At 46.0% G+C, this 20,591-nt stretch carries 22 protein-coding genes and 1 tRNA gene; 18 read left to right on the forward strand and 5 right to left on the reverse strand.

Features of this window, described 5'->3' with window-relative positions; all coding sequences use genetic code 11:
- Window positions 1-6: 6 nt before the first annotated feature.
- Complete coding sequence (locus R7P80_RS17030) at window positions 7-1,074, reverse strand: class I SAM-dependent methyltransferase (RefSeq protein ID WP_017634791.1); 1,068 nt, start codon at window positions 1,072-1,074, stop codon at window positions 7-9.
- Between the two features lie 27 nt (window positions 1,075-1,101).
- A complete protein-coding gene (locus R7P80_RS17035) occupies window positions 1,102-1,500 on the reverse strand; it encodes a hypothetical protein (protein ID WP_005382272.1) in 399 nt (132 codons plus the stop codon).
- 76 nt (window positions 1,501-1,576) lie between these two features.
- On the opposite strand from R7P80_RS17035, the gene R7P80_RS17040 reads away from it, so the two are divergent.
- From R7P80_RS17040 to R7P80_RS17120, 17 genes are read left to right on the forward strand one after another with little or no spacing between them, the layout of a single operon-like run.
- Entirely contained in the window at window positions 1,577-2,305 is a 729-nt protein-coding gene (locus R7P80_RS17040; protein ID WP_017819930.1) for a beta-ketoacyl synthase chain length factor, read from the forward strand.
- Window positions 2,302-3,069 (forward strand): lysophospholipid acyltransferase family protein, encoded by a 768-nt coding sequence (locus R7P80_RS17045; protein WP_005388305.1) that lies wholly within the window; start codon window positions 2,302-2,304, stop codon window positions 3,067-3,069. The genes R7P80_RS17040 and R7P80_RS17045 overlap by 4 nt, the downstream gene beginning before the upstream one ends.
- Before the next feature lie 13 nt (window positions 3,070-3,082).
- Window positions 3,083-3,343 (forward strand): phosphopantetheine-binding protein, encoded by a 261-nt coding sequence (locus R7P80_RS17050; RefSeq protein WP_005382278.1) that lies wholly within the window; start codon window positions 3,083-3,085, stop codon window positions 3,341-3,343.
- Window positions 3,344-3,358: 15 nt separating this feature from the next.
- On the forward strand, window positions 3,359-3,616 hold the full coding sequence (locus R7P80_RS17055; RefSeq protein ID WP_005382279.1) for an acyl carrier protein: 258 nt from the start codon (window positions 3,359-3,361) through the stop codon (window positions 3,614-3,616).
- On the forward strand, window positions 3,616-4,176 hold the full coding sequence (locus tag R7P80_RS17060) for a hypothetical protein (protein WP_025766967.1): 561 nt from the start codon (window positions 3,616-3,618) through the stop codon (window positions 4,174-4,176). The genes R7P80_RS17055 and R7P80_RS17060 overlap by 1 nt, the downstream gene beginning before the upstream one ends.
- 4 nt (window positions 4,177-4,180) lie before the next feature.
- Complete coding sequence (locus tag R7P80_RS17065) at window positions 4,181-5,581, forward strand: AMP-binding protein (protein WP_213905398.1); 1,401 nt, start codon at window positions 4,181-4,183, stop codon at window positions 5,579-5,581.
- Window positions 5,582-5,591: 10 nt separating this feature from the next.
- Window positions 5,592-5,960 (forward strand): 3-hydroxyacyl-ACP dehydratase, encoded by a 369-nt coding sequence (locus R7P80_RS17070; protein ID WP_176310852.1) that lies wholly within the window; start codon window positions 5,592-5,594, stop codon window positions 5,958-5,960.
- Entirely contained in the window at window positions 5,953-7,659 is a 1,707-nt protein-coding gene (locus tag R7P80_RS17075) for a glycosyltransferase family 2 protein (RefSeq protein ID WP_225491778.1), read from the forward strand. Before R7P80_RS17070 ends, R7P80_RS17075 begins: the two co-directional genes overlap by 8 nt.
- Window positions 7,643-9,196, forward strand: coding sequence for an HAL/PAL/TAL family ammonia-lyase (gene hutH, locus R7P80_RS17080; RefSeq protein WP_169628622.1), 1,554 nt, complete (start codon window positions 7,643-7,645; stop codon window positions 9,194-9,196). Before R7P80_RS17075 ends, hutH begins: the two co-directional genes overlap by 17 nt.
- Window positions 9,196-9,642, forward strand: a complete 447-nt coding sequence (locus tag R7P80_RS17085; protein WP_213905400.1) for an acyl-CoA thioesterase — start codon at window positions 9,196-9,198, stop codon at window positions 9,640-9,642. The genes hutH and R7P80_RS17085 overlap by 1 nt, the downstream gene beginning before the upstream one ends.
- Window positions 9,642-10,262, forward strand: coding sequence for a LolA family protein (locus R7P80_RS17090; RefSeq protein ID WP_017634795.1), 621 nt, complete (start codon window positions 9,642-9,644; stop codon window positions 10,260-10,262). The genes R7P80_RS17085 and R7P80_RS17090 overlap by 1 nt, the downstream gene beginning before the upstream one ends.
- Window positions 10,234-12,576: an MMPL family transporter gene (locus tag R7P80_RS17095; RefSeq protein ID WP_225491777.1), complete on the forward strand. Its 2,343-nt coding sequence runs from the start codon at window positions 10,234-10,236 to the stop codon at window positions 12,574-12,576. Before R7P80_RS17090 ends, R7P80_RS17095 begins: the two co-directional genes overlap by 29 nt.
- Window positions 12,573-13,184 (forward strand): DUF3261 domain-containing protein, encoded by a 612-nt coding sequence (locus R7P80_RS17100; protein WP_017634797.1) that lies wholly within the window; start codon window positions 12,573-12,575, stop codon window positions 13,182-13,184. The genes R7P80_RS17095 and R7P80_RS17100 overlap by 4 nt, the downstream gene beginning before the upstream one ends.
- 20 nt (window positions 13,185-13,204) lie before the next feature.
- Window positions 13,205-14,392 (forward strand): beta-ketoacyl-[acyl-carrier-protein] synthase family protein, encoded by a 1,188-nt coding sequence (locus tag R7P80_RS17105; protein WP_149191956.1) that lies wholly within the window; start codon window positions 13,205-13,207, stop codon window positions 14,390-14,392.
- On the forward strand, window positions 14,385-14,849 hold the full coding sequence (locus tag R7P80_RS17110; protein WP_015296415.1) for a hotdog family protein: 465 nt from the start codon (window positions 14,385-14,387) through the stop codon (window positions 14,847-14,849). The genes R7P80_RS17105 and R7P80_RS17110 overlap by 8 nt, the downstream gene beginning before the upstream one ends.
- The gene (gene fabG / locus R7P80_RS17115) at window positions 14,846-15,571 is read left to right on the forward strand and encodes a 3-oxoacyl-ACP reductase FabG (protein WP_225491776.1); all 726 of its coding nucleotides are present in this window, start codon (window positions 14,846-14,848) and stop codon (window positions 15,569-15,571) included. The genes R7P80_RS17110 and fabG overlap by 4 nt, the downstream gene beginning before the upstream one ends.
- On the forward strand, window positions 15,568-16,791 hold the full coding sequence (locus tag R7P80_RS17120) for a beta-ketoacyl-ACP synthase (protein ID WP_054865730.1): 1,224 nt from the start codon (window positions 15,568-15,570) through the stop codon (window positions 16,789-16,791). Before fabG ends, R7P80_RS17120 begins: the two co-directional genes overlap by 4 nt.
- A gap of 185 nt (window positions 16,792-16,976) precedes the next feature.
- On the opposite strand, the gene R7P80_RS17125 is transcribed toward R7P80_RS17120, so the two are convergent.
- Window positions 16,977-17,053 (reverse strand) — tRNA-Arg (locus R7P80_RS17125).
- A 203-nt stretch (window positions 17,054-17,256) separates the two neighbouring features.
- Here R7P80_RS17125 and folD point away from each other — a divergent pair.
- Window positions 17,257-18,117: a bifunctional methylenetetrahydrofolate dehydrogenase/methenyltetrahydrofolate cyclohydrolase FolD gene (folD, locus tag R7P80_RS17130; protein WP_005382297.1), complete on the forward strand. Its 861-nt coding sequence runs from the start codon at window positions 17,257-17,259 to the stop codon at window positions 18,115-18,117.
- A 68-nt stretch (window positions 18,118-18,185) separates the two neighbouring features.
- Here the strand turns inward: folD and R7P80_RS17135 are convergent, their stop codons facing one another.
- Window positions 18,186-19,385: a NupC/NupG family nucleoside CNT transporter gene (locus R7P80_RS17135; RefSeq protein WP_005382298.1), complete on the reverse strand. Its 1,200-nt coding sequence runs from the start codon at window positions 19,383-19,385 to the stop codon at window positions 18,186-18,188.
- Between the two features lie 257 nt (window positions 19,386-19,642).
- Window positions 19,643-20,587 carry a LysR family transcriptional regulator gene (locus tag R7P80_RS17140; protein ID WP_017634801.1) on the reverse strand — a complete coding sequence of 315 codons (945 nt, stop codon included), beginning with the start codon at window positions 20,585-20,587 and terminating at the stop codon, window positions 19,643-19,645.
- Between the last annotated feature and the right edge of the window lie 4 nt (window positions 20,588-20,591).

Raw genomic sequence — 20,591 nt, forward strand, 5'->3', positions numbered from 1 at the left:
CTGAATTTAGTTTGCTTGTAGTTTTAATAAGGTATGACCAAGGCCAATATTGTCGGTTCTTTCAACGACAGATAAACCTGCCGCTTCGACAATTTCTAAGAAATCATCACTGCGATAAAAGCGACTATTACCGTTAGCTAAACAGGTAAAATAAAGAGAAGTGGCATTAAGGCTATAGGAAGCTCCCGCGTATTTTTGAGCATCCCAAAACAGCTCCAATACGTAAATAGTATCTCCCTTCGTTAACTGGGCTTTAACTTTTTTAAGGATATTGAGGATCTCAATTGGGGAAAAGCAATCCAAGAACTGGCTCATCCACCATACGTCAGCATGCTCAGGCAATGTTTGTGCTTTATCAAGCATGTTTGCAGGGTATGGACGTACACGCTCGACGAACTGGTTTTCTGAAACATTCTTCATCGCTACTTCTAATTGCTGCGGTAAATCAACAATCGTCACTTGAACGTCAGGGTCATGTTTACAACACTGAATCGCCCATTTTCCCGTATTTCCGCCAATATCCACAAGATGCTTTGGCTTCCTTGCAAATACCTCTTTAAGCAGAAGTGGGAACGAGCGATCCGAATAGAAATGATCGAACTTAAACCAGCTCTGTTTGGCTTGTTCTGGTAACGTCGATAGACCTTGATAAATGGTCTCCCAATTGCCCAACTCTTTCAAACCTGACGGTTTACCTTCTTGAATTGCTTCCGTCAAATGCATCATCGCGGCGTAACAAACATCTGCCGTAAAATCCATGTTTGCATTCGTCATACCATCATGAAGAAGGTAAAAACCAAGGTTTGCAAGCGAATAGTTAGGTCGTTCCCATAAAACAATATGCGCACTAATCGCCATATCCAACAGTACTTTAACACCATATTCTGATACTCCCGTTTTCTCGGCAATATCTGTGGCACTCATGCCTTGAGCGCCAGCGCTGTCTAAAGCGGCTAAAATACCTAAATCTCGAAGCGTTTTGGCGGTCTGGAACACGATTGGTGCAAAAGATAACTTCTGAGCTTCTGTCTTCGCTTCAAAAGCATTAAAAGGGTCATTATTTTGATTTAACACGGAAAAACCTAACTGCAATTAATAGTTTTATTGTTGAGATTGATTGCCCAACAATGCAATAGCTCGCTGAATATCAACATTCAAGTTGTTTACCCAACGATTGTAATTGCGGTGGATTTTGCCATCACTTGCTTTGAGATTTACTGAGTTGAGATAAATAATTGAGTAATATTTATTATTGTATGGGATTTTTACTTCTGCAGAGTGTTTACGAACGTGGATTTTTGCAATAAGAACACCAGGGCTTACTTCTTCGATCGTCCAGCCTCGGTTAGTTGCTGATTGCACTATGGCCATTTTTACTTGTTTATTTTGAAGATCATAAGCAACTGGAGTATCCTCCACATTCATTACAGGTTGTACTCGTCCACAACCAACAAGAAGCAAAGTTAATAATAACGAGACATACAGCTTAAAACGCGACATGATAATTTCCTTTTTATTGTGAATTTGGGTCAACCCCAATTTGTATCGAGCTGTAAAATAAACAATTTAACCCAATATGCCAAACTCGAAGATCAACATTTCGTTCAATATTGATGCGTGGACAGCGAATTCATTCGGTTTATCCGAATCCAATGAATGGAAACAATGGGCAACAGAGATAAAATGGCCAGAAGATGGCAAAATCAATGTTGCAAATATTCCTGCGATGATGCGCAGAAGAATGAGCCCACTCAGTAAACTGGCGGTACAAACTGCAATCGAAATGCTTAATCAACATCAAGTTGATTACCTTGTATTTTCAAGCCGTCATGGTGAACTGCATCGCAGCGTCGCACTAGTTGAAGATATAATTAATGGAGAAGAGGCGTCTCCGATGGCTTTTTCTCAATCGGTGCACAATACCGCCGCAGGGCTTGCCACTATCGCAACTAAACAACCCATTCCCCTAACTTCTATCGCTGCGGCAGAAAACACATTCCAAAGCGCAATATTAGAAGCATGGCTGTTTTTGTCCGACAATCCTGACAAAAAAGTACTGCTTGTTGATTTTGATGAGCCTATGCCTGACTCTTATTTAGAATATGAAAACCAACAATACCAAGGGTTTGGACTTGGCTTAATACTTTCTCATGGAGACAAGTTCGCGATACAAAGCTCCATAAACGCAGAACGTTCCGGTCATCCTCTTCCTCAAGGTTTAGTATTTTTGCAACAATACTTGTTAGATAAAAGCCAGTGGACTATTTTCGCTCCGCAACAAGCTTGGGAATGGCACAAAAAATGACTCGCTTAAATCAGTATTGGCGTGTGCTAGCAACAGGCTTTTGTTTTTCAGTATTTGGGTTAGGTGGTTTAGTACTGAGTTTCATTGTTATTCCGACCATTCGTATTTTTGTTTCAGACCAAACGGAACGCGAATATAAAGTTCAGGGTGCGATTCGATATTCATTCAACACATTTTGTAAATTGATGAAGCTAAGTGGCGCAATCGATTATCAAATTATTGGTGCCGATATTCTTCAACAAGATCGTAATTGTTTAATTGTTGCCAACCACCCTAGTTTAATCGATTACGTTCTCATTGCTTCACAATTAAATCGCTGCGACTGTTTAGTAAAATCGGCAATATGGTCGAATCCTTTTATGAAGCACATCGTAAAAGCAGCCGGATATATTCCCAATGAAGCACCGGATGATTTATTAGCACTTTGTGATGAACGATTTAACAAAGGCAACGTGTTGCTTATATTTCCTGAAGGAACAAGAACAACACCAGGTGTAGAGCCGAAATTACAACGCGGTGCAGCACAAATTGCGGTAAGAACAGAACGAGATTTAAGAGTTGTCCATATTACGGTAACACCAAGTTTCCTCACAAAAGAGAAAAAATGGTATCAAGTACCGGCAACAAAGCCCTTTTTCAGGGTTGAAGTTAAGGATAAAGTTGAGATTACCCCCTTTATAAAGCAAACTACGTCGCCGACAATAGCGGCGCGACGCTTACAACAGCACCTAGCTGAAAACATTTTTCCAGAAAACTTTTATTAATAAGCAGGTCCCAGTGGAACAGTTACACAACGACATTAAGCAACTTATTATTGATGCTTTAAACCTTGAAGATTTAACCGTAGATGATATTGAAACGGATGCACCACTTTTTGGTGATGGACTTGGCTTAGATTCTATCGACGCGCTTGAGCTTGGACTCGCAATAAAAAAACAATACAACATCGTTATTGATGCCGACGACTCAAATACGCGCGAACACTTTGCGTCTGTAGCAAATCTAGCGAAATACGTTTCTTCTCAAACTAATGAATAAGTTGTAGGTATATTCATGACTGATGTAAATAAAGATCAAGTATTTGAACAAGTTAAAGATGCGCTTGTTGAGCTGTTCGAAATTGACGCAGCCGACATTCAATCAGATGCGCACTTATACCAAGATCTCGATCTTGATAGCATTGACGCCGTTGATTTGGTCGTACACCTACAGAATGTCACTGGCAAAAAAATCAAGCCAGCAGAGTTTAGTGCAGTAAGAACCGTTGACGATGTGGTTAACGCTGTCACTGAATTATTGAAGGAAAGTTAATGCGCCAATTGCTGACTGGTCTGTCTGCAATTGTACTGTTTGCCTACCCCTTCGCCGTCTATTTCGGTATAGATAAATTTGGCTTGAACTTAGTTGGGGGCTTGTTAATTGCTGCGTTACTTTTGCGTGTTTTCGTCGCAAATAAGACCCCACTAAAAGAGTTTAAGTTCTTGGCGCTCGTTACGGGCGCTGTTGGCATTGTCCTAATTACGCTTGGCATGGTGTTTAAACAACATGGGTGGCTTCAGTTTTACCCTGTCGTTGTCAATGTATGTATGCTGTGTGTATTTGGACTGAGCTTAAAACAGCCGCAATCGATCATAGAGAGGCTTGCTCGCTTGCAAGAACCCGACCTTCCGGCTAGTGGCGTGGCTTACACTCGCAAAGTGACGATGGTTTGGTGCGCCTTTTTTACGCTCAACGCTGCCGTTGCACTCTATACCTGTTTCCTACCAGTAAAAATATGGACGCTTTATAACGGCCTCATCAGCTACTTACTTGCTGGTGGCTTGTTCGCTGGAGAATGGATCGTGCGTCAATTTGTTCGAAAGGAACACTAATCGTATGAATACAACGTATTCGAGCTTTACCTCCCTAGCGACCTTGTTCATCGCGGAGAGGTCTGAGCAATCCCCAGTCTCTTACGATCGCGATACGGTTATCACGTGGGGTGATTTCCAACAGCACGTCGCAACACTTACTCAACAGCTAGAAACCCAACCAACGCAAAACATTGCGTTGTGTTTTGGCAACAGCTACCTGTTTGCCGTTGGCTTTTTTGCTTGTTGTTATGCAGGAAAATCCATTGTATTACCTGGTAATTACCAACCAGAAGCACTCAAAGAGCTCAGTGAGCACTACGATTTGTTGCTGCATGATGCCGATGTCTCGGCTCCAGAACTCGTGAGCTCGCTTTTGATCGAAGCTCAATCATTGCTAGAAACCACCGTGATTAGCGAGCCAGAGGCCAAACAACCTTATTTTTGGCGTGAATTAAACCTGGCAGAAATACCAGTAACGCTATTTACTTCGGGTTCAAGCGGCACACCAAAAGCCATTGCAAAAACGCTGAAACAGCTCGATATCGAAGTTGCTATTCTAGATAACCTGTGGGGCGACACGGTTGCCAGCACACGCGTTGAAAGCACCGTTTCTCATCAACACATTTACGGCTTGCTGTTCCGCGTATTGTGGCCTTTGTGCTCCGCACGTCCATTTTCAGCACACAACCTTGAGTTCCCAGAGCAACTTGTCCATCACGCTGATGCTGACACCACGCTAGTAAGCAGCCCTGCGTTACTAAAACGACTCAGTGAAGAGCACAATCCGGTTGCGATTCGGTGCGTATTTTCTTCTGGTGGTCCCTTGCCAAACCAAGCCGCGCAGCACAGCCAGTTGTTGTTTGGGTCATTTCCTATTGAAGTTTTTGGCAGCACAGAAACCGGCGGCATCGCTTACCGTCAGCAGCACGAAGCCAGTACTCCCTGGACGTTATTCCCTGGTATTGAAGCCGAGCTTAACCATGAAAATTGTTTAAAGCTCCGCTCGCCACACATTGATGAAAACACTTGGTACCAAACTGCGGATAAATGCTATTTCCATGATAGTATTTCTTTTGAATTGCGTGGACGCACTGACCGAATCGTCAAAGTCGAAGAAAAGCGTATTTCCCTTGTCGAAGTGGAAAAACGTTTAGAGCAATTGCCGTGGGTTCAAGAAAGCGTGGTGATCCCAATGGAAGAATCTGGTCGCCTCACGTTAGTCTCGATCATCGTACTTAACGATCAAGGCAGCGATGTGCTTAATGAACTTGGTAAAGGCAAATTTTGGCTTGAGCTTCGCAAGGCACTGCGCAATTGGCTAGAACCGATCGCTATCCCGAGAAAATTCCGAGTGGTCGACGAAATTCCATTGAACAGCCAAGGCAAACGCCAAGTTGCTGAAATTGAAAAACTATTCCAATAAAGCTAGTAACATGGATAAAAGAAAACCAACTATTCAGAATATTGAAGTGAGTGACCATACCGCGGAGCTGTCGCTGCGAGTGGATGCTGACATCTTAGATTTCCAAGGTCATTTCAATCACTTCCCTCTTTTACCCGGCGTCACTCAAATTGATTGGGCGCTGTTCTACGCCGTTCAATATTTGAATACTCCCAAGGTATTTAAAGGAATGGAAGTCATCAAATTTCAAGAGCCGATTCTACCAAACGCAGCCGTTTGCCTCTCACTCTCTTGGGACAATGAGCGCGAGAAATTGACCTTTAAGTACACATCGAAAAACGGTGAAACCTTGGTGACTCACTCGTCAGGAAAAATGAAACTGGGTGAGTCACGTGAGTGATTATCGCCCCTGCTTTTTAATTCCTTGCTACAACCACGGCAGCACAATTGCAGACGTGGTTGCGTCGTTATCCTCTTTCGCTTTGCCAGTGCTGGTCGTGGACGACGGCAGCAATGAAGACACCAAACAAGCGCTTTCTGCTTTGAGTGAACAAGGGCTGATAAAACTGATTAGTTTGAGTGAAAACCAAGGCAAAGGTGGCGCGGTGATGGCAGGCCTACATCAAGCTCACCAACTTGGTTTTACGCACACCATTCAAATCGACGCAGACGGTCAACACGACCTAGAGGCATTGCCGAAATTGCTCAGCGCCAGCGAAACAAAACCAGATAACCTGATTTCGGGCCAACCGATATACGACGAGAGCGTACCTAAATCCCGTTTGTATGGTCGCTACGCTACGCACGTGTGGGTGTGGATAGAAACCTTGTCACTGTCTATCAAAGACAGCATGTGCGGTTTTCGCGCCTACCCAGTGGCGAAAACGGTCGCCGTGTTGAACAAGTACAGTATCGGCAAACGCATGGATTTTGATATCGAAATTCTAGTGCGAATGTACTGGGAAGGCGTCGACATTGATTTTGTTCCAACGCGCGTGATCTACCCTGAAGGTGGCATTTCCCACTTCGACGCATTGTGGGATAACGTCAAGATAAGCTGGATGCACACTCGCCTATTTTTTGGCATGTTGCCGCGCATTCCTTCGCTACTCGCCAGAAAGCACAGTCACACAGACGACAGCAATGCCCACTGGTCGAAACGAAAAGAACAAGGCACGATTTTAGGCATCAAAACCTTACTCGCGGTTTACCGCTTGTTCGGCAGAAAAGCGTTTGACCTGATTTTAAAATTAGTCATGCGCTACTACCACTTCACGGGTAAATCTGCCCGTGAAGCGTCTGAGATTTACCTGCAAAACTTGCAGTACTACGCAACGCAGCAGAGCATCGCACTACCAAAACAGTTGGACAGCTATCATCATCTGCTTTCTTTTGGGCGAACCATGCTCGACAAACTGGCAGCATGGCAAGGTGACTTTAACGTCGATAACCTAACCATTCACGGCCAGCATCATTTCGAAGAGATGGCGCAGAAAAAACAAGGCGTGCTCATTTTAGGCTCGCACCTTGGCAATATCGAACTCTGCCGTGCGCTTGGTCGTCGACACTCTCATGTCAAAATCAATGCCTTGGTATTTACCCAACACGCTGAACAATTTAATGCGGTAATGAAGGCGGTAAACCCAAATTCGGAACTGAATCTGATTCAAGTCAGCTCAATGGGACCAGACACCGCGATTCTGCTTCAACAAAAAATCGAGCAAGGCGAATGGGTGGTGATCGTTGGCGATCGCACTTCCACCAGCAAAGAAAATCGTGTCGTTTGGGCAGATTTTCTTGGTAAACCTGCACCATTCCCGCAAGGCCCATTCATGCTAGCCTCGGTATTAAAAGCGCCGGTTTACTTACTCTTCGGCCTACGCGACGATGAAGCGAACACTCCGCATTTTAATGTGTACTTTGAACACTTTAGTGACCAAGTCACGCTACCACGCAAGGAGCGTCAGCAGGCACTAGAACGCGTTGTTCAACAGTACGCACAAAGATTAGAACACCACACACTGCAAGCGCCGTTACAGTGGTACAACTTTTTTAACTTCTGGACTTTAAGTAATCAGCCACATGACAAACAACAATAATCACAACATCACTTTTGGTGCCCAATCTTTAACCATCGAAGATGTCGTTGCCATTGCTCAAGGTGCAAAGGCACACATGAACACCTCGCCAGAATTTACCGCGAAAATTGATCGTGGCGTGGCGTTTCTGGAACGATTACTGAAGGAAGAAGGTGTTATTTACGGCGTGACCACGGGTTACGGCGATTCATGTACTGTGGCGATTCCACCCGCTCTTGTGGATGAACTTCCGTTGCACCTTACACGCTTCCATGGTTGTGGCTTAGGTCAAATCCTTTCTCATGAGCAAGCTCGTGCGGTGCTGGCAACACGTTTATGTTCATTGTCGCAAGGCGTATCTGGCGTGTCTCACGATCTGTTAAACCAAATCGTTACGCTTATCAACCACGACATTGCGCCGCGTATTCCACAAGAGGGCTCGGTGGGCGCAAGTGGCGATTTAACGCCTCTGTCTTACCTAGCGGCGACCTTAATTGGCGAACGTGAAGTGCTTTACAAAGGTGATGTGCGACCAACACAAGAAGTGTTTGCAGAGCTGGGCATTGAGCCAATTCGCCTAAAACCAAAAGAAGGTTTGGCGTTAATGAACGGTACATCCGTGATGACTGCCCTCGCCTGTCTTGCCTACAAACGCGCAGAATACCTAGCGCAGCTTTGCACCAAGATTACGGCAATGGTCTCTGTGGGTATGCAAGGTAACGATTTCCACTTTGATGAAGCGTTGTTTGCGGTAAAACCTCACCCTGGTCAACAGCAAGTTGCGGCTTGGCTGCGTGATGATCTCAATGCTGAACGTCCGCCACGCAATAGCGACCGACTGCAAGATCGTTACTCGCTGCGTTGTGCGCCACACGTGATTGGCATGGTGCAAGACTCACTGCCTTGGCTACGTCAATTGATTGAGAATGAACTAAATAGTGCCAACGACAATCCAATTATCGATGGCGACAATGAGCGCGTTCTGCACGGCGGTCACTTCTACGGTGGTCATATCGCAATGGCGATGGATACGTTGAAAGTGAACATTGCCAACTTAGCTGATTTGCTGGACCGTCAGATGGCGCAACTGATGGATTACAAGTTCAATAACGGCCTGCCGTTTAACTTAACCGGTGCAGAAGGCGAGCGTAAACCGATCAACCACGGCTTTAAAGCGGTTCAGATTGGTATCTCAGCTTGGACGGCAGAGGCGTTGAAAAACACCATGCCAGCAAGCGTTTTTTCTCGCTCAACCGAATGTCACAACCAAGACAAAGTGAGCATGGGCACCATTGCGGCTCGTGATTGCTTACGCGTACTTGAGTTAACAGAGCAAGTTGCTGCGGCTTCACTCCTAGCAAGCGTTCAATCGGTTGAGATTCGTCGCCGTCATAACGAATTGGACGAACACCACATGAGTCAGAGTTTGCGAGTAATTCGTGACGCCGTACTGAGCGAGTTTGAATTTGTGATTGAAGATCGCCCATTGGAACAAGATTTGCGCCATTTCATTGAACGCATTCAGCAACGTCATTGGCCACTCTACGCGGAGGTATAATGCAAGAGCAGGTTCTCTACCCATTAGAAGCGGAGGTGACTATGGTCACCTCTTTTCAAGATGCTGACCCAATGGGCGTGATTTATCACGGCAACTTCTTTCGATATTTTGAAGAAGCGCGTCGTGTGCTGATGGAGAAGATCCAATACAGCTATCGCGATATGCAAGACTCTGGGTACATGTGGCCGATCATCGACACGCGCGTTAAATACGTGAAGGCGGTTCCGTTTAATCACACCATTCGTATTACCGCGCAACTCACTGAGTGGGAAAACCGCTTACGTGTGGATTACGTGATTTACGACGCCGAAACGAATCAACGTATGTGCAAAGCGCATACAACGCAAGTCGCCGTATCCATTGAAAAGCAAGAGATGTGCTTTGTTTCTCCAGCAATCTTTTTAGATAAAGTAGAGAAATGGCACAACCATGGGAGTCTGGACTAATGCAAAAGTGGTTACTCTCTTTTTTGTTGATATTTTCTGTTCCAGCACTGGCCACACCGACAGCAAACGTAACGGATTTGGCATCGCTTCAACAGCAGTTGTCTCAGCATGAAATCGTACGCGGAGATTTTACGCAGCAGCGTCATCTGGAAATGTTTAGTCAACCTTTAACCTCTAAAGGTCAGTTCACACTGAGCAAAACACATGGCTTGTTGTGGCAACAAACTGAACCTTTCGCAGTCAATTTGGTATTGACGGAAAACAAACTTCGTCAGACTTTTGCCGACCAAGCTCCGAAAACGATTTCTGCTGAAGAAAACCCAATGGCGTTCTACTTTAGCCATGTGTTTTTATCCGTGTTCCACGGGGATACTTCTGCACTGCAAGAACAATTCACACTCGATTTTTCAGTTGAGAACAATCAATGGCAGCTCGTTTTAGTGCCAAAACAGTCGCCATTAAATGCGGTGTTTCAATCCATCACTCTTTCCGGTAAAACGCACATTGATCGCCTAACCCTACAAGAGCTGCGTGGCGATAAGACCGAAATCACGTTTACGAACCAGACCTCTCTACCTCAGGAACTCACGGATGCCGAAGACGCTCAATTCCGTTTCTAAACTCAGTCTCGGCACTCACACCTTTGCTCTGGTTTGGCTCAATCTCGTTGTTTTAGCGGGCGCGTTGCTACTCAAACAATGGGTTTGGAGTGCAGAATCTCCGATTGAGACCAACATTTTAAAACTGTTGCCGAAGAACCAACAAAACCCGGTGGCTGAGCAAGCCTTTGAGTCGGTCTCGGCAAGTATGAGCGACAAAGTCATTTTCGTGATCACAGCGCCGGACAAAAATGCCCTTTTTGCAGCGGCCGCTGAATTTGATAGAGGGTTACGCCAAAGTAATCATTTTCGCGATGTGGTGGGAAAAATCTCACCTCAAGAACAGCAAGCTTGGGCGAGTTACTACTTTAAGCACCGCTTCCAATTGCTGACGCCTCAACAACGAGAGCGTTTAAGCCAAAATCCAGAACAGCAAGTGCAGCATGTGATTCAGTCGCTGTACAACCCGTTTTCTGGAGTGACCGGGCAAGAGTTACAAAATGACCCTTTCTTGCTATTTCGTGATTATTTAAGCCAAGTTACCCAGCAATCGTCCTCTTTCCGATTGGATAACGGCTATCTATCCGTCGAAAAAGACGGTGCTCAATACTTGCTTATTACTGCCGAACTAAAAGACTCGCCTTATAGCCTAACTGGGCAGCTTGTAGTCCCTGATATTCAAGCGCTAGAACAAAGCGTCGCGCAGAAATATGGCGCTAAAGTGGCACATACTGGCGTTCTATTTTACGCCGACTTTGGTACGCAAAGTGCCAAATCGGAGATCAGTACCATCGGTGTGTTCTCTCTGCTCGGTATCATTGCATTGCTCGTGTTGGTCTTTCGTAGTGTGATGCCACTGTCTCTGGCACTGCTTTCCATCACCATTGGTTTGCTCGTTGCTTTGTCCGTTACGACGTGGATTTTTGGAAAAGTCCATCTGTTCAGTTTAGTGTTTGGCGCAAGTTTAATCGGCGTGTCTATCGACTACGCATTCCACTACCTAACCGAACGTCTTGCGGCGGGAAATGAATGGGATAGCGAGCAAGGATTAAAGCATATTTTCATAGCTATCACACTTGGCTTAATCACCAGTTTGATCGGCTATTTGGGCATGTTAGTGGCACCGTTTCCAGGTTTGCAGCAGCTTGCGCTGTTTTCATCCATTGGTCTGATTGCTGCTTACATCACCGTGGTGGCTTGGTATCCGATACTGGCTCGTAACCCATCGCGATCCATTTCGAACTTACCAGGACAATCACTGTTGGCGAAATGGTTAACGCTTTGGAATCAACCTCGAATTAAAGTCGGATTACCGATGTTATGTGTGGTTGCGAGTGGCTTTTTCTTGCTGCAATTGAACTACGATGACGACATTCGTCTGCTGCAAACGATGCCGAAAGATCTCAAGCAGCAAGAAACCTTGATTACGACGCTCAGTGGCATGCAATCTTCGCAGCAAATGTTGGTCGTTACCGCCGACGATGACGAAAGCCTAATGAAAAAGCTGGAGTCTTTGACACCAACTTTAGAAGCGTGGAAAGCGGACAGCACCATCGAAAGCTACCAGAGCCTGAGCCGCTACTTGAGCTCAGTGGAACGTCAGCAACAAGACTATCAATTGATTCGCGATCTTTACGCGACACAATCCAGCCCACTTGCTTCCGGGCTGGGCTTAAGTAAAAAGCCCAAAATGGACGCCGACTTTATCCCTGTTACGGTTGAACAGTACTTGCAAAACCCGGTATCAGCGCCTGTACGTTTTCTTCATTTGGGTAAAATTAAAGAAAAATCGGCAACGGTTGTGGTGTTAAACCAATTGCAAGACTCCGCTGTTGTTAAGGCATTTGCCAAATCACAGTCTGATGTTGTCTACCTAAACAAAGCTGAAGAATTATCCGCCCTATTTGGTGAATACCGAATCAAAATCATGGAGCTATTGGCAGCCGCCAGTGCTGTGATCTTTCTGGTATTAATCAAGCGGTACGGTCTGCAACACAGTTGGCGAGTTTTACTGCCATCATTGATTGCTTGCGCCTGCGGTCTGGCAACGGCTGTCGCGATGGGAACAACATTAAACCTGTTCAACTTGCTTGGCTTGGTGCTCATTCTTGGTATAGGGATCGATTACACTCTGTTCTTTGCCGAGAAAGCGCGCAGCGTGAGCACACTATTGGCGATCACCCTTTCGGCAATCACCACTGTGTTGTCATTTGGATTGCTGTCACTCAGCCAAACTCACGCGATTCACAGTTTTGGCATTACGGTGTTAAGTGGTATTTTTGTCGCTTGGCTGCTCTCTCCGATTGCAATTAAAACAGAGGAAACGACGTCATGATTTTCAATCACGCCTTTCGCTGCGCGACGTTATTCGCACTGAGCCTGTTTTTAAGTGCATGCAGCTTGGTCCCTCACCAATCGACGCCTCAGGTCGACATTGCCGAGCACACCCAAGTTAGCTTGCCCACTCCCGCAAGCTTGGGCTATCAGTTGTCTGCCAGTCAGTTAATTACGGCTTCTTGGGCAATAGATGGTAAAACCAAATCTGAGCAACTTCCGGTGCAACTGCAAGTGATCAACAACGAAGTGGTGCTGGCAGGCTTCTCATCCTGGGGGACGAGAGTACTCTCACTGTCTTACGATGGAGAACAAATTCAAACCGAAGTGCTCAACGGTTTACAAGGTTCGCTACCGCAGCCAGAACAGGTATTATTTAACCTGATGATCACGCTCTGGCCGAGTTCCGCTTGGGAAGGGTCGTTAAATGAGGTAAGGTGGCGAATTATTGATAAAAATAATTCTCGCGCCATCTTTGATAGCGACGGTGAAAAGATCATTAAGATTCAATACAGCTCTTCTAACAAGTTAGAGGGTAAGATTGATTTTCATCACCTCAAACATCAGTTTTCAATTTCTATTCAAACACTGCAACATCAGATTAATTAAGAACAATTTAGAATAACAATATGCCTATTCGCTCTTCTCAACCTTTGTATATTCAGGCCTGTGGCTTTCACTCTGCCATGGGACAAGATGATGCGCTCATCCACCAGTGTTTATCAGGAGCGAAGCCATCCAACATGGTGGTTGACCAAGATATTTTAAATTCAGGCCGCCAAACAGTAATCGGTCGAATTGCACAGACGTTACCGCAATTACCGACCGCACTCAGCCAGTTTGATACGAGAAACAACCGCCTCGCACTTTCGGCTTTGCTGCAAATCGAAGGCGACGTGCGTGACGCCATTGCTAAATATGGTCGTGACCGTATCGCAGTCGTGATCGGCACCAGCACATCTGGCATTTCAGATGGCGAAATCGCATTTGGCGAAAAGCTGGCAAAGGGTAATTTTCCTGCCGACTACCATTACACCAAACAAGAGCTTGGCAACTGCAGCGATTTTATTGCCGCCTACTTTGATTTGAGCGGCCCACATTACTCAGTTTCAACCGCCTGCTCTTCTAGTGGTCGTGTTTTTTTAACCGCGCAACGCCTGATTCGCTCTGGCATTGTTGATGCGGTCATTGTGGGTGGTGTGGATACCATTTGTCGCCTAACACTAAACGGCTTTAACGGTTTAGAAGCTCTATCCGATACCCTTTGTAAGCCGTTTGACCAACATCGCAACGGCATCAATATCGGTGAAGCAGCAGCATTAATGTTGCTAAGCAAAACACCTGCGCCCGTTGCTCTTCTCGGAGCTGGCGACAGCTCAGACGCACACCATATTTCCGCACCACATCCAGAAGGGTTAGGCGCAGAAGAAGCGATGAAAAAAGCGTTGGCCAATGCAGGACTTACAGCGCAAGACATTGGTTACATCAACGCACATGGCACAGCAACGCCGTTAAACGATGCGATGGAAAGCAAAGCCATTCATCGCTGCTTTGGAGACTCCGTTCCCGTAAGCTCGACAAAGCCACTTACCGGACACACATTAGGCGCAGCAAGTGCTACGGAAGCCGCGATTGCTTGGCATATTCTCAAGTACAACCTTGATTTGCCAATACAACACTGCGAAACCAAAGCAGACGATATCCATATATCGTTAGTTGAGACGCCAACCAAACTTGGCAACAAAGCGATTCTCAGTAACTCTTTTGCTTTTGGTGGCAACAATATTAGTCTTATTTTTGGTTACGCTCATGACTAAACTTCCTCCCATCGAACAACTTTTGCCACACGACAAACCAATGATTTTGGTTGATCGTGCTATAGATGTTCAACAAGATACGATTCACTGCCAGGTTGATATCGCAGAACACAACCCGTTCTTCGACTCGGCATCACACACCGTGCCAGCTTACGTTGGCATTGAGTTTATGGCGCAATCGGTCGCGGCGTGGTCTGGTTACCACGCATTAATGAAAGAACAAGCGCCACCAATTGGCTTTTTGCTTGGTAGCCGTCGATACACGTCTGAATGCGATGCGTTTTCTCGCGGACAAATGCTCGATGTGTATGCCGAAAAAGTCATGGAAGATAACGGTATGGCGGTATTTTCTGCCCGTATTGAGCTACAAGGAACTGTTGTAGCGACTTGCCAATTGAACGTTTACGTTCCATCAGAAGAAAAATTACAAGAAATGAAAATCAGGAGTCAACAATGACCCGACAAGTCCTCGTTACAGGTGCCAGCAAAGGCATCGGTAAAGCCATTGCCGTTCAATTAGCCAAAGATGGTTTCCAAATCATTGTCCATTACATGGGCTATCAACAAGGCGCGCAAGATACCCTAGACACCATCGAACAGCATGGGGGTAACGGTCGTCTTATCCAATTCGACATCAGTGACCGCGCAGATTGCCGAGAGAAACTAGAAGCCGATATCGCCGAACACGGCGCTTACTATGGCGTCGTGAACAACGCTGGCATCACAAAAGATACCGCTTTCCCTGCGATGACCGAAGAAGAATGGGATGGCGTGATTCATACCAACCTAGATAGCTTCTACAACGTTCTTCACCCTTGTGTTATGCCAATGGTGCAAAAGCGTAAAGGTGGTCGAATTGTTACCCTTGCATCAGTATCTGGCCTAATGGGGAATCGTGGTCAAACTAACTACAGCGCAGCAAAAGCGGGCGTAATTGGTGCAACAAAATCACTCGCGCTTGAACTGGCAAAACGCAAAATCACCGTCAACTGCGTTGCTCCAGGGCTTATCGACACAGGCATGGTAGACGAACACGTGAAAGAACACGCGATGCCGCAAATTCCTCTGCGCCGCATGGGAGAGCCAGAAGAAGTTGCTGGTTTAGTCAGTTACCTTATGTCTGACATCGCAGGCTATGTAACTCGCCAAGTCATTTCGGTAAACGGAGGCCTAGTATGAGCCGTCGAGTTGTTGTAACCGGAATGTCGGGCGTGACTGCGTTTGGTAACGATTGGCAATCTGTCGAACCAAAACTGCGTGACTGCCAGAACGCGACGCAATACATGCCTTCTTACGAACAGTATGAAGGTTTGAACACCAAGCTCGCGGCACCCATTTTAGATTTTGATCTGCCAAAGCACTACAAGCGCAAGCAAGTACGCGGCATGGGCCGTGTTTCCAAATTAGCGACCGTCGCAACAGAAAACGCACTAAGCCAAGCAGGTTTGATTGGTAACGACGTACTCACCAATGGTCAAACGGGTATCGCATACGGCTCATCAACAGGCAGTACTGACGCAATCGGCGCATTTGGTGTCATGCTGAATGAGAAAACCACTAAAGCGATCACCGCAACGACTTACGTGCAGATGATGCCACATACCACGGCGGTGAACGTTGGTCTATTTTTCGGTTTGAAAGGCCGAGTGATCCCAACCAGTAGTGCATGTACCTCCGGCAGCCAAGCAATCGGCTACGCCTACGAAGCGATCAAACACGGCTACCAAACGGTCATGGTTGCTGGTGGCGCTGAAGAATTGTGTCCAACGGAATCCGCTGTCTTCGATACCCTTTTTGCCACCAGTCTGAAGAATGAAGACCCGAAAAGCACACCAAGACCTTATGACTCCGATCGCGATGGTTTGGTGATTGGTGAAGGTGCGGGAACGCTGGTTCTGGAAGAGTACGAACACGCCGTCGCTCGTGGCGCGAAAATCTATGCAGAAATCATCGGTTTTGCCAGCAACTGTGATGCCGCACACGTCACTCAACCACAGATGGAAACCATGCAAATCTGTATGGAAATGGCTTTGCAAAACGCGGGCATTCCTGCGGAGAAGATCGACTATGTATCTGCTCACGGCACTGCCACCGACCGCGGTGATATTGCAGAAAGCAACGCAACAGCGAATGCTCTGGGCAAAGTGCCAATCAGTTCACTCAAGAGCTACTTTGGCCACACACTAGGCGCGTGTGGCGCAATTGAAGCGTGGCTAGGTTTAGAAATGATGCACACAGGCTGGTTCAACCCAACGCTCAACCTAGAAAACCTCGACGAGCAATGTGGCGATTTAGACTACATCGCCGGACAAGGCCGAGAACTGGACGTGAAATATTTGATGAGTAACAACTTCGCCTTTGGCGGCATCAACACCTCCATCATCTTTAAAAAGGTGTAATGCCCTTAGTAAATGCAAAAGCGCTGGTTAACCAGCGCTTTTTTGTTGGTGGCTATCCAGATTGCTAGAAATTGCAATGGCTAGAATGCCATTCAAAAGTTGTAGATAGAGTGGCAATTACAGCCAAAAACCTAAAAACGACAAAGCCCCGACAACTCAAAGAGTTATCGAGGCTTATGAATAAATGGCACGCCCTATTGGATTCGAACCAATGACCACATCCTTAGAAGGGACGTGCTCTATCCAGCTGAGCTAAGGGCGCGCTACAGGGACAGGATTATACGAGTTCAAACGGGTAAATCAACGGGTTTTCATAACATTCTGATCTGAATGCCTAAAAAAAGTCCATTAAAACGCTTAATGTTCAAAAACACCACAAAGCAAACGTTTGCGTATGGATGTTGATAAGAAATTCTGCGACAATGCGCCGCAGATAATCTGCCTTCTTAATTTATAAGGAAAGTCATGACTGCTCAAAATATAGACGGAACTCTCATTTCCCAAACTGTTCGATCCGAAGTGGCTGCACGTGTTAAAGCACGTGTTGAAGCTGGGCTACGTGCTCCTGGTTTAGCAGTGGTTCTAGTTGGTGAAGATCCTGCTTCTCAAGTTTATGTCGGTAGCAAACGCCGCGCATGTGAAGAAGTTGGGTTTGTTTCTAAGTCTTTTGACCTTCCTGCGTCTAGCTCAGAAGAAGAGTTACTAGCGCTGATTGATGAATTAAACAACGATGATGAAATTGACGGCATTCTAGTGCAATTACCCCTTCCTGCGGGCATAGACACAACACATGTTTTAGAGCGCATTCACCCAGAGAAGGACGTGGATGGCTTCCACCCTTACAACGTTGGCCGTCTTGCACAACGTATTCCAAAGCTTCGCTCTTGCACGCCAAAGGGCATCATTACCCTACTCGACCGTTACAACATTGAGCTACGTGGTAAACATGCGGTTGTGGTTGGCGCGTCAAACATTGTTGGTCGTCCAATGACACTTGAGCTGCTGCTTGCGGGCTGCACAACAACAACATGTCACCGTTTTACCAAAGACCTAGAGAGTCATGTGCGTCAAGCTGACGTTGTCGTGGTTGCGGTTGGTAAGCCTAACTTTATCCCTGGTGAGTGGATTAAAAAAGGCGCAGTGGTGGTCGATGTCGGTATTAACCGTCTTGACTCAGGCAAACTAGTTGGCGACGTGGAATACGACAAAGCACGTGAAAGTGCGAGCTTTATTACTCCTGTTCCTGGTGGAGTTGGCCCAATGACCGTCGCAAGTTTAATTGAGAACACGATGCTCGCTTGCGAACAGTTCCACACAGACAAATAACGTAAAGCTTCAGATACGAAAAAGGCTCCGCAAGGAGCCTTTTTGCTAATTGTTGATATCTATTTCAATTACAGACTTAAAATCACACCCGCAATCGAAGCGCTCATTAAGTTCGCCATGACACCAGCGATAATCGCACGGAAACCATGCTTAGAAACAAATGCACGCTTTTCTGGTACCAATGAGCCCAACCCACCAATCAGCATCGCCATGCTTGAGATGTTTGCAAAGCCACACAAAGCAAACGTCACGATTGCTTGTGAGTGTTCACTAAGTTGAGACTTCACTTCTGCAAGCTGGATGAAAGCGACGAACTCATTCACCACAATCTTGTTACCAATCAGCGAGCCTGCTGTGGTTGCTTCTTGCCATGGTATACCCAACAACCAAGCGACTGGCGCAAACACAAAACCTAGGATGAGCTCAAAACTTAATGGTGTCCCAATAAGATCACCTATCCAGCCTAACATGCCGTTTAGCATTGCAATGACACTAATAAACGCCAGTAACGTACCACCGACCGATACAGCAATGCGTACACCCGCCATGGCACCATCGGCTAATGCTTCTACTACGTTGGTTGCACGTGGAATTTCAACTTGGCTAATGTCGATATCTGCTGCTTTATCCGTATCTTCTGGCATTAAAATTTTTGCCATCAACAAGCCGGCAGGTGCTGACATAAATGCAGCAGCAATAAGATAGTTGAGGTCGACACCCAGTGATGCGTAACCAACCAACGTTCCGCCAGCAACTGACGCTAAACCACCTGTCATAACTGCAAAGAACTGCGAGTCAGTCATGTGTTTTAGGTAAGGCTTTACCATTAATGGTGCTTCAATGGTGCCAACAAAGATATTCGCCGTAGCAGACAAAGACTCAGCACGACCGATACCCAGCAGCTTTTGAATACCACCACCGATAAAGTTAATGATTTTTGGCATCACACCAATGTGATAAAGACCTGAGATAAGAGAGGAGAAGAAAACGATGATACCCAGAACATTGATCGCAAAGGTGAAGCCCCCTGTCGCCAAATTACCGAATAAAAACGCAATGCCCTCTTGACCATAGTTGATCAAATTCGACACAACACTGCTCACTGAATTCAGCGCATCTCGTCCTGCTGGTACATATAAAACCAACAACGCAAACAGTACCTGCAAAGCAAACGCAAACGACACCGTTCTCAGCTTTATATTTTTTCTATTTGTAGAAAGTAGCCATGCTAGGAATAGTATGGCTACGATACCAATAATTGAGTTCATAAAATGAATCCGACAGAAGGGGGATATGGAAGGCACCGGATTGTATAGCGGACTCAAAATGCTGCAAGTTGAGGATGTTAACAGTGTGAAAAGTTTAAGCGACCAATAACTGACCAACAAAATAACCAATTGAATTTATTGAAGATAAACGTTTGCTTATTTTAATTATTTCCATATGGAAAATATGTTTCTGATTCAGGAAAAATTTTTGTGAAGTGAATCACCTTATGTGTCGTTCTACAACGTCATTGATCCTGTTATTTAGGAATAGAGATGTAAGGCGCCAAACGTTGGTCCCAATGACAAGGGTTGCCGATCTTCTGTTTGATAAAGTTAATCACTGCGGATATTTTTTTTGGCATATGCTGGCGGCTTGGGTATACCGCATAAAACGGCATCGACTGGCTGGCTTTCCAGTCAGGTAACAGCTGTATTAACTTACCCGTTCTAAACTCATCCCCCAGCAAGTAAGTGGCAAGGTAGGCAATACCCCAACCTGCAATAGCCGCATCCCGAACGGCTTCTGCCAGATCCACTGAATAGTTACCCGAGACTTTTACGTTCAATTCTTGCTGATCTTTGGTAAACGCCCACCCCGTATAGTCACGCTCCCAGCTTCTGTATATGAGGCAGTTGTGAGCAGATAGGTCATCCGGTTCTGTTGGCGTGTCATGTTTCAATAAGTAATCTGGCGATGCCGCAACAACAAACTGGCAATCCGTCAAACGCTGCGCAATGTAACCTTCAGGCAAATGCTCGTTGTTGGTTACCCATAAATCGAGCCCTTCGGCTAACATATCGACCTTATAGTCAAACAGATGTACTTCCACTTGAAGTTGAGGATACAGTTCACGTAACTCTTGAATCGCTGGAATAATGTGTAAGGTACCAAATGATTGCGACAACCCAAGACGTACCAAACCTGCCACTTCATCCCGCTGGGTTTCCATCTCTAATGTGGCGCTGCTCACCGCTTGTACCACTTGCTCACAGTGATGAAAAAAGGTTTTCCCTGCCTCAGTCGGCGTAAAGCTTCGCGTAGTGCGTTGAACAAGCTTGATACCAAGAGACGCTTCTAACTGACTCAACTGTTTACTCACATGAGACACCGACACGCCTAAGCTCTTTGCAGCAGCTGTGAAGCTTTTGTGTTTAAGAAGAGCGGAGAAAATCACCATTTGTGCGGCACGTTCAGATAACACGCTT

This window comes from Vibrio sp. 2092 (genome assembly GCF_033339635.1).
Classification (GTDB): Bacteria; Pseudomonadota; Gammaproteobacteria; order Enterobacterales; family Vibrionaceae; genus Vibrio; species Vibrio alginolyticus.